General features: G+C 33.6%; 13 protein-coding genes. 6 read left to right on the forward strand and 7 right to left on the reverse strand.

The features are described 5' to 3' along the window. The first annotated feature begins 280 nt into the window (after positions 1-280). Complete coding sequence (locus C7D97_RS08615) at positions 281-487, forward strand: hypothetical protein (RefSeq protein ID WP_105301640.1); 207 nt, start codon at positions 281-283, stop codon at positions 485-487. A 534-nt stretch (positions 488-1,021) separates the two neighbouring features. Further along, on the forward strand, positions 1,022-1,510 hold the full coding sequence (locus tag C7D97_RS08620; RefSeq protein WP_105301641.1) for a DUF5301 domain-containing protein: 489 nt from the start codon (positions 1,022-1,024) through the stop codon (positions 1,508-1,510). Between the two features lie 657 nt (positions 1,511-2,167). On the opposite strand, the gene C7D97_RS08625 is transcribed toward C7D97_RS08620, so the two are convergent. After that, positions 2,168-2,491 (reverse strand): hypothetical protein, encoded by a 324-nt coding sequence (locus C7D97_RS08625; protein ID WP_105301642.1) that lies wholly within the window; start codon positions 2,489-2,491, stop codon positions 2,168-2,170. Between the two features lie 246 nt (positions 2,492-2,737). Here C7D97_RS08625 and C7D97_RS08630 point away from each other — a divergent pair, with 246 nt between their 5' ends. From C7D97_RS08630 to C7D97_RS08640, 3 genes are all read left to right on the forward strand, one after another. Further along, a complete protein-coding gene (locus C7D97_RS08630) occupies positions 2,738-3,739 on the forward strand; it encodes a PTS sugar transporter subunit IIC (RefSeq protein WP_205408060.1) in 1,002 nt (333 codons plus the stop codon). 140 nt (positions 3,740-3,879) lie between these two features. Then, positions 3,880-4,668, forward strand: coding sequence for a P-loop NTPase (locus tag C7D97_RS08635; RefSeq protein WP_275886693.1), 789 nt, complete (start codon positions 3,880-3,882; stop codon positions 4,666-4,668). An 8-nt stretch (positions 4,669-4,676) separates the two neighbouring features. Next, on the forward strand, positions 4,677-5,660 hold the full coding sequence (locus tag C7D97_RS08640) for a DUF1002 domain-containing protein (protein ID WP_105301644.1): 984 nt from the start codon (positions 4,677-4,679) through the stop codon (positions 5,658-5,660). A gap of 60 nt (positions 5,661-5,720) precedes the next feature. On the opposite strand, the gene C7D97_RS08645 is transcribed toward C7D97_RS08640, so the two are convergent. From C7D97_RS08645 to C7D97_RS08670, 6 genes are all read right to left on the reverse strand, one after another. Continuing rightward, a complete protein-coding gene (locus C7D97_RS08645; RefSeq protein ID WP_105301645.1) occupies positions 5,721-7,487 on the reverse strand; it encodes an ABC transporter ATP-binding protein in 1,767 nt (588 codons plus the stop codon). Then, positions 7,477-9,345, reverse strand: a complete 1,869-nt coding sequence (locus C7D97_RS08650) for an ABC transporter ATP-binding protein (protein ID WP_105301646.1) — start codon at positions 9,343-9,345, stop codon at positions 7,477-7,479. The genes C7D97_RS08645 and C7D97_RS08650 overlap by 11 nt, the downstream gene beginning before the upstream one ends. Beyond that, entirely contained in the window at positions 9,329-10,528 is a 1,200-nt protein-coding gene (locus tag C7D97_RS08655) for an ArsR/SmtB family transcription factor (protein WP_105301647.1), read from the reverse strand. Before C7D97_RS08655 ends, C7D97_RS08650 begins: the two co-directional genes overlap by 17 nt. Before the next feature lie 207 nt (positions 10,529-10,735). Beyond that, on the reverse strand, positions 10,736-11,167 hold the full coding sequence (locus C7D97_RS08660; RefSeq protein WP_240308902.1) for a sugar O-acetyltransferase: 432 nt from the start codon (positions 11,165-11,167) through the stop codon (positions 10,736-10,738). 112 nt (positions 11,168-11,279) lie between these two features. Then, complete coding sequence (locus C7D97_RS08665; RefSeq protein WP_105300322.1) at positions 11,280-12,503, reverse strand: IS110 family RNA-guided transposase; 1,224 nt, start codon at positions 12,501-12,503, stop codon at positions 11,280-11,282. 167 nt (positions 12,504-12,670) lie between these two features. Next, positions 12,671-12,940: a maltose acetyltransferase domain-containing protein gene (locus C7D97_RS08670; RefSeq protein ID WP_240308903.1), complete on the reverse strand. Its 270-nt coding sequence runs from the start codon at positions 12,938-12,940 to the stop codon at positions 12,671-12,673. Positions 12,941-13,310: 370 nt separating this feature from the next. Here C7D97_RS08670 and C7D97_RS08675 point away from each other — a divergent pair, with 370 nt between their 5' ends. Further along, on the forward strand, positions 13,311-14,480 hold the full coding sequence (locus tag C7D97_RS08675) for an IS110 family RNA-guided transposase (protein ID WP_105301648.1): 1,170 nt from the start codon (positions 13,311-13,313) through the stop codon (positions 14,478-14,480). Positions 14,481-14,671: the final 191 nt, after the last annotated feature.

Below are 14,671 nucleotides of genomic sequence, written 5' to 3' on the forward strand. Positions count from 1 at the left end.
AATCTGTCGGACGACCTTTAAATTTACTTACTTTTAAATTACTTTAATCTTTTAAAAACATATTTTTCACTTACTTTTTAAGGATAAAAGTTGTATATCATTGGTAGATAAAAAAAGGTTTATATCGAACAGCAGCACGTTTTGGCGAACGTGCTATTTTTTGCTTATTTTTATTTTCTTCTTTATCAGAAAAATATTCTACAATAATTTTTCTAACTAGATTAGTATAGGTTAAAAACTAGACGAAAGCTTAAAAGGTAAAGAGCTTGAAGCTAAGTCATTGCAAGGCGATATCAAGGTACTTGAGACAAAGTTAGATTCTTATAGTAAGACATCATCAAGCCTTGAAAGAGAGCTACAAGGCTTAAAAGAAGAAATAAAATCTTATAAGAAAGCTATATCTGAAAAAGATGAGTATATCAAGGAACTTAATCAAAAACTTTTAGAAAATAAAGAAATAAGAAATGTAAACAGCTGTAAACATTGAAATATCAATGTGTTTACGATGTTTACATGTATACACTATATAAAATATATGTAAACATTGAGATTCTAATGTTTACACAAGTAAACAGAGTGAAGACAAAAGGAGCAATAAATGCAAGATTTAAACAATAAGAACAACAAGAAGAGCTATTTTTAAAAAGTTTAGAAAAGGAACAAAAACAAGTAAAAAGTAAAACTATAAGTTTTAAATGCACGATAGAAGATTACACTATGTTAAGGGCTAAAGCAATATTAAAAAATGTTAGCCTTGCAGACTATATTATTAATTTATCCTAAAAAGATAAATTAAAAGAATTTGAAAAAAACTAAAGAAAATTTCAAATATCTATTTAGTTAAAAAAAGGAGAAAATATAGATATAGAAGATAAATTTTTATTGCTAAAAAAGGAAAATAATATAAACTTAGCAAAAGTAAAAAAGGTATTAGAATAATTTTAAATCATGTAACTATTAAGAAATTTAAATTTATTTTGTGTGATGTTATAATGTCTATATGAAAGGAGTAAATTAACTTATGAAAATAAATAAAAAAATATGTTTTATAATTATTCCTATTTTTATTTTTTTTGGTTTAAATATAAAAAATAAATATGATGAAAAAAATGTAAAGATTCCAAGAATAGATAATATTAGCAACATAACTCTTATTAATGTTGTTAATGATAAAGGAGTCGAAAAAATTACTATTTATAAAAAGAAGGATATAAATAGATTTCTAAAGTTATTAAAAAATTCAAAAAGAATAAATAAAGAAAGTACTTCTTCTTTTCCTAATAAAGATAAATTTACTGTAGTTGCTTTTAAAACGTCAGATGGAGGATATATTAAGCATGCAATTTATGAAGAAAATAATTATATTTATTATGAAGAGGCATTCTATGGCATTTTCGAATTAAATTCTAATAATAAAAATTTAATTACTTTATTAGACATGTTTATAGAAAATTACAATAAAAAAGATATATCAATAGATATGGAAAACATTGAACAAAATAATTTTTAAATATTTCAATTGTAAAAAACTATTCTAAGGTGTACAATGGTTGTGACTAAGAGAGTAAAGTTCGACATGTTGGACACAAAAAAAGACTGGAGTAGCCGCTCCAGTCTTTTTTTGGCTAGTTACTATCTTTATTGTCGTTTCCATCTAACCATTTGCAGATGTAGTGACTAAGTACACCTGCCATGATAGAAACTGTCAAAGAGTAAAGTAATTTCTCCATGTTAGACCCCCCCTTTCTGTTACCAGTTTGGGGATAGTAACAGCTTAACTATACTCTATAATCGATTATAAGAACTATAACTTTAAAACTTTAGCGATTATACTTCATATTTTGCGTTTTAAGCGATTTTAAATACATAGACATATAAATTCATATTAATGATATTACTATTTGAGCTAGGAACTCATATCAGAGTTTAAAAATAAGTCTATAAATTCCAACTTTATCACTTGCTTAAAATTTTACTAAACTAATCAAAAATTTTATATTCGTTTTTAAGAAAAATCAATGCTTAAAATTTCTAATGGTACTGTCAAATTTTTTGTGTAAACTCTAACTTAAAAATTTTTTGAGTATTTTGACATACTAAAAACCCCTCCATCCTTTTTTAGATTTTGGGGTTCAGCTCATTTTACATAAGCTGTCTTTCCTAGTTATTATTTAAGATAATTTTTCTTTCGGTTAATTAAAAGTGCATATATAGCTCCTAAAATAGCCATAATTAATCTAGAAGCCCCATAAGGTAAGTTTATGCGTGGTATGAATATTACTCCTAGAACAAACAACATATCATAGTATACAATATTAGATTTATGTTTTTTATATAAATCGTTATTATTTACTATTAAAAGTATTAATGATACTACAAATATGGTAATCCAAAAATAAAATAATGAATCATCTCTGCCAATATTACTATAATAGCCTACACTTGAAGCTATCATAAAAATATATGGTAATAAATTTGATTTTTTAATCATATTAATCCATAACCTCTAATAATATCCTCCTGATTAATGAAAAATCTTACTTTACCTTGTTACCCGAGTTAATATAGAATAAACAAAAACAACATGATTCAGCTTATTATACTTAGCTTATATTCTAATAATTAGCAATTAGCTAGATTCTAAAAATAATACAAGACCCCAAAAATATTTTCCACTGTATATACAATGGATTAAATTTGTGTTACAATATTATTTGAAAATATTTTGGAGGATATTATGGAATTTTTAAGAAAAAAGGGGATAAATTTATCCTGGAGAACTTATTTTATTGATGCCTTGGGAGCTATGGCTTTTGGTTTGTTTGCTTCCCTCTTAGTTGGAACTATCCTAAATAGCCTGGGCCAAAGCTTACATATAGCATATCTTACAGATAGGCTTTGGCCTTTGGCAAGCTCTGCTAGTGGAGCAGCCATTGCAGTTGCTATTGCCGCAAGTCTTAATGCGCCTAATCTCGTCCTTTTTGCTTCTACTATTGTAGGACTCGGGGCCTATGAGCTGGGAGGTCCTGTGGGAGTTTTCATTGCGACGATTTTTGGAGTTGAATTTGGTAAGCTTGTCTCAAAATCTACCAAGCTTGATATAATCATCACTCCCAGCATTACGATTATTGTGGGACTCTTGGTGGGTGATTTTATAGGGCCTTATGTAGCTAGCTTTATGAAGGCTATCGGCTTATTTATCATGAAGGCGACCGAGCTTAGGCCATTTTTTATGGGAATTGTTGTAGCTGTTACTATTGGTATGGCCCTTACCCTACCGATTTCATCTGCGGCGATTTGTATGATGCTTAGTCTAGAAGGCCTTGCAGGAGGTGCAGCTACAATCGGATGCAGTGCTCAAATGATAGGATTTGCTGTAATTTCCTACAAGGATAATGGCTTGGAAGGACTTCTCGCCCAAGGGCTTGGGACTAGTATGTTCCAAGTGCCAAATATAATCAAGAATCCTTGGATCTGGCTTCCGCCAACCCTTGCAAGTGCCATAATTGCTCCAATAGGGACTCTAGTTTTTAAGATGAAAAACACTCCCCTAGGCTCAGGAATGGGTACAAGTGGTCTGGTAGGACAAATCGGAACGATTAATGCCATGGGAATTAGTGCGATATTTAAGGTGATTCTCCTTCACATAATCCTTCCAGCCATCCTTTCTTATATAATTTATAGGCTAATGAAAAATAAGGGGTTGATCAAGGATGGAGATATGAAGATTGATTTTTAATTAATATTTTCCTTATGAGCTTTAGATCAAGTATGGCTTTGATTAATAATAGTGAATTTATTTAACTTAACATATGATAATTTAAAAGTATAATAATTCTACATCTGAGGAAATATCAGATGCTAAGAAAAGGAGATTATATGCAAAAGAAAAATATTAATTTAGATAAATTCAAAATCAAACTCCACGAAGGATCTTCTGTGGGCAAGGTCATAGCTGTAATGAGTGGTAAGGGAGGAGTTGGCAAGTCTTCAGTATCCTCCCTCCTTGCCTCAAGCCTTAACAAGAAAGGCTACAAGGTAGCAGTATTTGATGCTGATATCACAGGACCATCAATGGCAGAGGCTTTTGGCATAGATGAGCCAGTTAGGGGAACCAAGGAAGGACTCATGTATCCTGCTATCACCCGTGATGGAATCAAACTAATTTCAGTAAACATGATCTTACGCCAAAAGACTGACCCAGTTGTTTGGAGATCATCAATCGTAACCAACGTCCTAAAACAATTCTATACAGATGTAGATTGGGGCGAGATCGATTATATGATAGTGGACATGCCTCCAGGAACTGCTGACGTACCACTAACAGTCTTCCAATCCCTACCAATAGATGGCGTAGTTGCAGTAGCAACCCCTCAAGGCTTGGTAGAGATGGTCGTTGAAAAATCTATCAAAATGGCTAAAATGATGGGTAAGGAAGTCATAGGAATGGTTGAAAATATGTCTTATTTTGAATGTCCAGATTGTGGAAGTAAGCACGAGATATTTGGTAAGAGTAGGCTAGATGAGGTAGCAGCAAAATACGACATAGACACCCTAGCCAAGCTTCCAATCGACCCACAAATAGCAGAAAAAATCGACTCAGGTCTTGCAGAAGATATTGATATGAAAGAGCTAAGTCCAATTATAGAAAAGATTGAAAGCCTATAGGTAATAATATGTTTAAGAAAATTCTAGCAGGGATTATGTCCCTTATAATCCTTCTCCCAAATCTTGCTATGGCAAGTGACTTTTATCCAAACAAGGACGATGTAATCTATGGAGTAGCCCTTACAGAAGATGAGAAGGCCACAGTAAATAAGTCTATGGGAGTTAGGGAAGATTCTAATATTTCCTATGTAGATGGAAGTGATCTAGAAAAATATCTAGGCTACGGAACCGCAGATTCTAATATGATCTCTTCAGTCCTAGTCAAAAGATCTACCAAGGTTAAGGGAATCTCTGTAAAGATTACGACACCAGGAAACATTACGGAGATTACAGAAGGTCAATACACCAATGCAGCCATAACAGCAGGCATAAGTAATGCTGATATAGTAGTAGCAAGCCCAAGACCTGTTACTGGAGAGTCTGCCCTAGTCGGAGTCTACAAATCTGAAGAAATGCGAGGAGTAGACCTTGACACCGAAAGGACCCAAACAGCCCAAGAAGAGCTTGAGACAGTAAGCGAAGTTGCAAAAGAAAACCAAGGAAAAGAAAACTTCGATACAGACAAGCTCGATACAGTAGTAATTGAAGTAAAACAAAAACTCAGCGACTACAAGAAAGAAAATGGCGAGAATGCATCCGCAGATCAGATAGCAATCTATATCAAGGATGCCCTAAATAATGTAGATATGGACAATGTATTATCAAATAACAATATCCAAATCCTCGTGAACTACTTCGAAAATTACCAAGTAACTTCCGCTATAGATAGTGCCGAAGTTAGGGAAAATCTCACAAAACTTGCAGGAGATATCACAGATAAGGCAGGCAAGTTCTACGAAGACAACAAGGATAATATAGATAAGGTTGCCCGAGAGGCCAAAGACAGCGGCCTATGGGATTCCATAGTAGAATTCTTTAGATCTATCTTAGATTCCATAACAAATGCCTTCTCAAACAGTACAGAAGATACAAACTCAACAGAAGAACAATAATAAATAAAACCACAAGTAACACCCTCACGTGATTTGTAAGGGTATCTTGCTTGTGGTTTTTTACTTATAGTATTTAGCCTGGGACTTAAATAGTCTGGAGTAGGTGTTCTCGTTTTGCATTAGATTTTCGTGGGTGTCGTAGGCTGCTATTTTTCCTTCGTCTAGGAGAAGGATTTTGTCGGTAAATCTTGATGAACTCATCCTATGAGATATGAAAATTACAGTCTTACCCTTGGTCATCTCGTTAAATTCTTCGTAGATTTTAGCTTCTGCTAAGGGATCGAGGCTTGCTGTCGGCTCATCTAATATGATTAGGTCGGGATCTTGGTAAAGGCACCTGGCTATGGCAAGCTTTTGCTTTTGACCTAGGGATAGGTCGGTCGCTTTTTCGAAAATTTCCTTGTTCATATAGGTATCAAGGCCATATTCTAAATCAGCTATCTTTCTATCAAGACCTAATTGTTTTAGAATCTCATCTATTTTTTCTTTCTTATAATCCTTATTTCCTATTATATTTTCCTTGATTGTAAAAGGCATTATGGAAAAATCTTGAAAAACAGCGGAGACTTTACCGTAGAGAGATTTCTTATCGATATCTTTGATATTTTCTCCATTGTAGAGGATTTCTCCCTTATCTATTTCATAAAATCTTCCTATTAACTTTACAAGAGTAGTCTTTCCAGCGTTGTTTACTCCAACTATAGAGATTTTCTCGCCCTTTTCGATCTTAAAGGAAATGTCATCGAGGATTTGCCTGTCACTTCCTGGATAGGCAAAGCTTACATTTCTAAACTCAAGGCTTTCGAAGTCTCCTGCCTTTTTATCCTTTCTTTCACTAGAGCCTTCTAGATTTATGAAATCATAGAGGGGGATGAGATTGGCAAGGCTTAGGATGAAGTCGCCTGTTTCAGTAAACATGTCCTGGAAGGCCTTCATAAAGTTTTCGTTGGCAGAAATTATTAGGGAAAACTCGCCGAAGCTAATCTGTGGGCCATATGCCTGGGATAAGGTCCTCATTGCCACATAGGTGTAGGAGATAAATCTTAGAATAGTTTCTAAGAAAATTTTGATAGCTCCAATGTTGGCCTCATAGGCATACCTCTTGTTAAATTCATTGAGCATCTTTCTAAGGTAGCCGGTGACCTTTGAGTTTATCAAGTCTCCTAGGTCATAGGTTCTTATTTCCTTTTGAAAGCTAGGTCCACCCATAAGGGAGAAATAGTAGGAGAATCTCCTATTTACATCCACTATTTCCAAGTCAAATTTTCTAATATAGGCGGATTCTTTAATACTCGTTACAATTATTAGTAAAGAAATCCCTATAGAAATAGCTACTAGGTAAGGGGAGAATTGTATTATAATTATGGCTGTAGCAAGCATTGTTGATAGGCTCGTTATTATTTCTCTAAGGCACCACAAGAGATTATGTATTGATCCCATATTGATCGCAGCATTGGCCTTTTCTTTAAGGTCTAAGGTGTGGGGATTTTCTATATTTTCGTAGGATAAGTCCATGGCTTTTTTGGCAAGCTCGAAGGTTAGATAGTCATTTATCCCCTGACGCCTTACAAATTCTTCCCTGCTAGATATCCTAGCTATTATTTCTAGGAGGACTTTTCCTATAACTATAAAACTTACAAGTCTTATAAAATCTGGTATAGGTCTGGGATTTGTGATTTGATTGATAAAAATCATTGGTACAAAGATATTTACTACACTCTTAGCCGAATTGATTAGAGCATTGAGGAGGATAATTATTAGATAGAAGGGATCATTTCTTCCTATAATTTTGGCAAATAGCCACAAGGCTTTAAATTTATTTTTCATTATCTTCCTCCTTGTAGTATTTCCTTTGGGATTCATACATTTCTTTATAGAGGCCGTTTTTAGCTAGAAGGTCCTCGTGACTTCCCATCTCTCTTATCTTTCCGCCATCAAGAAGCATGATTTTATCGCAAAACCTGGTTGAAGCTAGCCTGTGGGAGATAAAAATTAGAGTCTTTCCTTGACTTATATTTTCCAGATCTTTATAGATTTTCTCCTCAGCCAAGGCGTCAAGGGCAGCTGTTGGCTCATCCATGATAAGGGCTTTGGCATCTGTCCTATAAATAGCACGAGCTATGGCAAGCTTTTGGTTTTCTCCTCCAGAAAAAAGAGTTCCATCCTCGTAGATATTTCTAGTCATTTGGGTATCTATCCCCTTAGGAAGCTGGTCGAGCTTATAGGAAAGGCCCGCCTTATTTATCGCTTCTATTACTTTTTTTCTATCTATATTCTTATCTGTCCCTGCCACATTTTCTGCTATAGATACAGAAAGAGGCTCTACATTTTGGAGAACTGTGGCAAAGGCCTTAAATCTTTCCTTAAGGTCAAGCTCATTGGTATTTATTCCATTTATTAAAATCTCCCCTTGAGTCGGCTTATATAGTCCTAGGATTAAGGAAACTATGGTAGACTTGCCAGCTCCATTTACCCCAACTATGGCGACTTTCTCTCTTTCTTTTATAGTAAAGGAGAGATCATCTAGGACCTTTTTACTAGAAAGAGGGTAAGAAAAGGATACATTTCTAAATTCTATTGCCATAGGGCCTGTAATCTTCTTATTTCCACAAGTTGATTCTAGGTCATCTCTTATCATATCAAAACCGTCTCCAACATACATGAGATTGGCCCTAGTTTGGGCAAGATTTGTAACAAGGGTAAGGGAGACCCTGCTTAAGATTGACACAGATGTAATCATTAGGGTAAGGTCCTTTAGACTTATCTCATTAGAGATGATTTTTCCTGTCAAGAAATAAAAACAAATAGCCTCTATCCCAACCAAGGCTATGGCAAGGATAGGAGATAAGAATATCTCAGGCTTGATGAAAACTCTAGAAATCCTTACTACATCAGCTACTAGGGGCTTAAAGCCTTCAATAAATCTTTCTTTGAAGGAGAAAATCCTAATGTCTTTGGCAAAACGAAAGTCGCTAGCCTCATTATAATAAGAAGATGTCTTTCTTCTTACCTTGTTAAGCTCTCCTGTATGCTCGTGCCTATATTTATCGGTATAATTTCTAACTACAAGTTGGATTAGGATAGAAATTAGGGCGAAAATACAGATTAGGGGATTAAGCTTTGCCATAATTACTGAAATTACCACAAAGGAAATTATACTTGAAAGGAGGGAATACATATCATGATAGATTCCCTCAAGCCCTTGGCTATTATTTGAAAAGGGCTCAAAGCCCCTGGTAAATTCTCCCATAAAGAGGGAATTTTCCCCAAGACCATAATCCATCTTCATAATAGTTCCTGCCGCCTTTACAAAGAAATTAAGCCTGGTATCCATATAGGTCGCATAAGTTCTACGTTCTATTTGATTAGAAATTAAAGAGAAGGCACAAATTACAAGACTATAGGCTGTGATTATAAGGATCATAGGCCTAAGGCCCGTTCCCTTACTTATAAGCCCTACCAAAAAGTACATGATAAAGGCTTGTAAGATAGGTATGAGTCCATTCACAAAGGGATAAATCAACAAGGAAAGTTTTATCTTTAAATTATCCCTAAAGGGGCTATATGAAATACGTAAAAGCTCGAAATTAGATAAGTTTTTTGCTCTCAAATAGGCTTTTATCTTCTCTTCTGAATCGAGATTTTGGGCGAGGTTTTCTCTTAGATTTTCATTCCTTACTGTCATGATTTTCCTCCCTTATATTTTTACAAAAATCATTAAGGTCATCTATAATTTTCTTAAATCCAGGCTTTCTCAAATAGTAATAAGTTCTCCTACCCTCAATATAAGCACCTACAAAGCCACAAACATGGAGCTGGCTTAGGTGGTAGGATAGGGTGGCAGGGGTGATGAAAAGCTTGTCGGAAAGCTCCTTGGAATAGTAGGACTTCTCCATAAGTAAATCGAGGATGTCAATCCTAGTAGGATCTCCCAAAACCTTAAGGTACTGGCTTAAGAGTTTTAACTTTCCAACATTCTTTTTCTCCTTATCTGCAAAGATACCAAATTTTATGAAGGCAAAGTCCATATCTTCTGACATATATTGAATCATCTTCATATTAGGAGCGATGATAAGAGTATAAACATTAAGGGGAGATTTCATTTTATTTAGAAGAGGATTTATACCTACTTGATCAGCGAGATCTCTTAAAAGCTTGAAGTTATTTTCTTCCAGATGGTCAAAATGCTTATTAAGGTCGTCCTCAATCAAGGGAATATTTTTCTTTATTATCTCGCAAAGCTTATCAAGCAAAGGAAAGACCCTATCGTAGATCGACCTAGTATTGGTAAAAGATCTCACAAGATCCATAGAAAGCTCATCCCTATAGGGAAGCTTAGACAAAAGATGAGGGAAATCTTTTTGGAGAATCTTCTTTTTGGAATCGATTAGACTTTTTAAATCCTTATGATTTTCATCACTTATCTCAATTCCCATATATTTAAGGAAGCAAAAGTCATAGACTTCCTTAAAACGCTCATAAGTCAAATATTCCAGGTCGAAGATATTGAGATTTTGGAAGATTCCTGCAAAAAAGGGCAGATAATTCTCGTCATTTTCGGTAAAAATATAAAAAAGATTTAATATATCGGAATTATCTTCGCTAAAGAACTCCTCTAGATAAGGAAAAGACTCAGCCTTAACCTTCTTTACAAAATCGACATAAGCCTTCTCGAAACCAAAGACATCTTCGATAGACATTAGAAGCCAATCTTTTGAGAAAGTAAAGCCTGGATAGGAAGCGTCAAAGCTGTATTGGCTTTTGTTTGAGGCGGCTAGCCAATTTGTATAATAGTAGATCACAAGCCCTGCTTCATTTACCAGGAGGGGCTTTTTCATTAGCTTAAATTTATTGAAATTTTCTTTCATACTGACTCCTTTATTAGATTTATATCTAAGTTTAATAAATAGATTAGAAATATATTTGATTGATTTAATTATAGATCAATTATTATCTAATATCAATAGACCTTTATTCGATATTAATCTAACTATAAATACAAAAAAAGAGCAGCCGAAGCTACTCGTATATTTCATCAAATGTCGATATAATTATGATTCTATTTTTTTGGAAAACTATTCTTCCAAACCATGATTTTTCTTATATTCCCAGAGATTTTCCAGGTCTTTTTCTGTAATTTCCCTGATTACTTTGCAAGGATTGCCAAAGGCTAGAGAGTTATCTGGGATGTCTTTATTTACAAGGCTTCCTGCTCCTATAACTACATTGGATCCAATCTTAACTCCAGGTAGGACTGTGACATTTGCCCCAAACCACACATCATCGCCTACTGTTATAGGATGGGCGTATTCAAGCCCTTTATTTCTTCTTTCCTTATCGATAGGATGACCTGCTGTAGAAAAGGTGCAGGAGGGAGCGATAAAGACATTGTCGCCAAATCTTACTCTGTTTCCGTCAAGTATAATGAGATTATGATTGGCATAGAAATTCTCTCCCACAGATATGTTATAACCATAGTCACAATAAAACCTGCTAACAAAAGTCAAGGAGAAAAGCAAATTAATTTTGTATTTCTCCTTGTTAATTAGAGTTTAAATTTGAGCATACCAAATAAACCGGTTACTATCGGCTTGTTTTTTTACTATTGCATTCTTAATTCTAGGCTACTTTTAACAACTTCTTTTCTTGTTTTGATGCCATAACTTTTGCATAGTATATTCTTAAGAATTTATTTAATCCTGCAAATTTACATACTTTTTTCGCTTTTCCATCGTTTTCTTTTTTTACCATATACAGATATATTTCATTTTCAGGATCTTTTGCACTCATCATACATTTCATAGCTTGGTAACCTACTTTTCTTAGTATTGCATTGCCTCTTTTTGTTATTTTTCTCTGGTCTGCTTTAAAATTCCCTGATTCATATGGTGGTGAATCTATTCCTACAAAAGATATTAAACTTTTTTTATTTTTGAATTTTGATAAGTCTCCAAACTCTGCTGTGATTTGTACTGCTAATTTATCTGATATTCCTGAGAATTTTTTTGCTTCTTGATATTCTTCTAGGGGCTCGGCAATTTCTATCATTTGTGATAAAATAGTATGTAGAATTTGATTTATATGTTTTATCAATTCTATTCCTTCTTGTATGCTAGTCTTTATATATGAGCTATTAGAAGGTTGAGTTGAGATACTTTCCTCTGCGAGCTTGTATATGGATTTAGCTTTATCAGCATTAGGATGGTATCTCTTTTCTTTTGCCCAGTTTTTAAAATCTTCTATGAATTTTTCTTCTGTTTTTTCTAATACTAGGTTTTTATGCCACCATCTTTCTAAGAAGTCTAATAGTTTATCTTTTGAAAAGTCTCCTGACGCGTGTGGAATTAATTTCTTTATTCCTGGAAATGTTTGACTTATTGTTTGGTCTATGAAGTTCATTTGATTTATTCTTAAGTCCATATAGTGCTGATAGGATCTGTTTAATTCTTTTAGGACTCTGAAATTTTCTGAATCTATTTTGTATTCTTGTAATTCTTTCCAGTACATCAAGCCATATTCTGCTATTTGTATGGCATCTATATTATCATTTTTTGCTTTTCTAAAGTTAAGTACTCGACAAAACTGTTTCATTTTCAAAGGGTTTACCACAGTTACAAAGTATCCTTTGTCTTTTAATTCATAGAGGATTGGAAGATGGTATTTACCTGTTGCTTCCATGATTATTTTTACTTCTTCGTTTAATGAATCTAGTTTCTTTAAAAATTCTTCTACTTTTGTTTTCTTAAGATGGACATCAAAAGGCTTCCAAATGATTTTGCTACCTTGTTCTAGTGCACAGACTGTAAACTTCTCTTTTGCTATATCTATTCCTATAGATATCATTTTATTACCCTCTTTCTTTTAATTTGTAGTTCCTACCTGCACCATTACACTCATTTTAGCTCGTGACACGGACTTTTTGCCCAACCTGCTTAACCGAATATGAATAATGAAGAGATAGATGACAGTTTTATTGGCGGATGTTTAAACCCTAAAAGACGGTCGTCATACTACATCTTCATTATACAAAAATAGTGCAAGATAGAAATTAATTTCTTTCTTACACTATTTATGGTACTAAAGGGAGGGGTAAGGAAGAAGTTTCCCTTAGTTTTAATCTTAAGTTCGCAGATGATTTTTCTTAAGCTTTCCTCATCTGAGGGAAGAGTCGTATTGTATTTAAAGCAAAGGTCCTTGGCCTTTAGCCTTTCACTTCCAAGCTCTTTGTCATAATTTGCATCATAGAGTAAGCCTTTTAGCATCTTTTCTTTTTCTGTCATTTTTATCCTTTATTTATTAAATATTTTATTTCTTATCTTACTAAAAAAGCAGACCCAAGGCCTGCTCAGACTGTAGACAAAATCGAAATTACCCTTATTTCGACCGAACGGAGTGAGTGGAGAAATCTAATGAGATCTCTTGTATCATATAACTATAGTCATTCTATGGAAAAAACAATGGAATACTATACATTAAACATAGTGTTGTGGAATGTGTGAGATCTCTATAGCTTTGACTATTTCGTGGAGACTACAACCACATAACTATGTTTTTTTGTTAATTAGTTAGATATCGCTAGACGATTTATTGTACAAGGATACGAGACATAACTTATGTGGAAGCACAACAATAATTTTAAAGGAGTTTTCTATGATCTATTTGGGTATTGATGTTTCTAAATTTAAGCATAACTGCTATCTTGCTGTTGAGGATAATTTTGATAAAGGGTGTCATTTTGAAATTAAGAATTCAAGAGATGGTTTTGATTTTTTACTAAAAAAACTTTCTGATTTTGATAAGGATAAAATTAGAATAGGATTAGAATCCACCGGTCACTATCATCTCAATCTTTCAAGATTTCTACTAGATTTGAATTTTAACATTCATTTCTTTAACCCTTATCAAACTAGTCTTTACAGAAAGGCTGATAGTTTTAGAAATACAAAAACCGATAAGGTTGATGCTTTCTTCATTGCAAAGCTTCTAAGAGCTACTGACTCTAATCCTACTCACAATGAATTGTATCATAATTACGAACTTAAGTCACTAACTAGATACAAATCTTCTTTAAAAAGTGATAGGGTTAAGTTAAAGAATGCTATTGTAAGCCACTTAGATTTAGTATTTCCTGAATTAAGTAGCATCTGCAATGATGTATTTTGTAAATACACTCTAGAGGTATTAAAAGAATATCCATCTGCAGATAAGATTGCTAAGGCAAACTTAACAAGGTTAAGCAACATAATTAAAAAAGCTTCTAAAGGAAGTCACTCTAAAGACAAGGCAATAGAAATCAGAGAATCTGCAAGAAAATCAATAGGAATTAATTCAGTTGCAGTATCTTTTAGATTAGTTCAAGATATCAAAGCATTAGAATTCCTAAAAGAACAAATTAATGAAGTTAATGAGCAAATCAAACCACTCTTAGATTATTTAGATAGCCCAATAATGACTATACCAGGGATAGGCATTGAGATAGGCCCTAGTATAATATCTGAGATTGGCAACATAGAAAGGTTTGATAATCCTAGTAAACTATTGGCTTATGCAGGTCTAGACCCATCAATCAGTCAATCAGGAACAATGTATTCAAACTATAGTAGTATGAGCAAAAGAGGTAGTTCATACTTAAGAGATGCTCTATTCATAGCCGCATTTTTAATATGCCAAAATGACGAAATATTTAGGATTTACTATGAGAAAAAGAAAAATGAAGGTAAACACCATTACGTAGCCTTGACACACGTAGCCAGGAAATTAACTAGAGTAATATTTCACCTTCTAAATACAAATCAGAAATTTGTAAGCCAAACGTCCTAAAAAGATATGAAATTTAAAGAAAATTTTAAGCTATCAAAAACGATAGCTTATTTGTCATGCCAATAATTCGTTATTTAACCTAACGGAAGTCAATTCTTGATGAATAAATTAAGTTTTTATTCAACTTTTTATGAATTTTAATTTGTTAATTTTTTAATTTTCGACTTGACTTCCGATAGTTAGTCTCCATG

It is taken from the genome of Anaerococcus marasmi (genome assembly GCF_900290195.1).
In the GTDB taxonomy this organism is placed as follows: Bacteria; Bacillota; Clostridia; order Tissierellales; family Peptoniphilaceae; genus Anaerococcus; species Anaerococcus marasmi.

Coding starts and splice junctions, on each gene's coding strand:
- C7D97_RS08655 (WP_105301647.1), bottom strand. CDS start 10,528: ATGAAAGAAAATTTCAATAAATTTAAGCTAATGAAAAAGCCCCTCCTG.
- C7D97_RS08620 (WP_105301641.1), top strand. CDS start 1,022: ATGAAAATAAATAAAAAAATATGTTTTATAATTATTCCTATTTTTATT.
- C7D97_RS08670 (WP_240308903.1), bottom strand. CDS start 12,940: ATGACAGAAAAAGAAAAGATGCTAAAAGGCTTACTCTATGATGCAAAT.
- C7D97_RS08640 (WP_105301644.1), top strand. CDS start 4,677: ATGTTTAAGAAAATTCTAGCAGGGATTATGTCCCTTATAATCCTTCTC.
- C7D97_RS08675 (WP_105301648.1), top strand. CDS start 13,311: ATGATCTATTTGGGTATTGATGTTTCTAAATTTAAGCATAACTGCTAT.
- C7D97_RS08650 (WP_105301646.1), bottom strand. CDS start 9,345: ATGACAGTAAGGAATGAAAATCTAAGAGAAAACCTCGCCCAAAATCTC.
- C7D97_RS08630 (WP_205408060.1), top strand. CDS start 2,738: ATGGAATTTTTAAGAAAAAAGGGGATAAATTTATCCTGGAGAACTTAT.
- C7D97_RS08625 (WP_105301642.1), bottom strand. CDS start 2,491: ATGATTAAAAAATCAAATTTATTACCATATATTTTTATGATAGCTTCA.
- C7D97_RS08645 (WP_105301645.1), bottom strand. CDS start 7,487: ATGAAAAATAAATTTAAAGCCTTGTGGCTATTTGCCAAAATTATAGGA.
- C7D97_RS08635 (WP_275886693.1), top strand. CDS start 3,880: ATGCAAAAGAAAAATATTAATTTAGATAAATTCAAAATCAAACTCCAC.
- C7D97_RS08665 (WP_105300322.1), bottom strand. CDS start 12,503: ATGATATCTATAGGAATAGATATAGCAAAAGAGAAGTTTACAGTCTGT.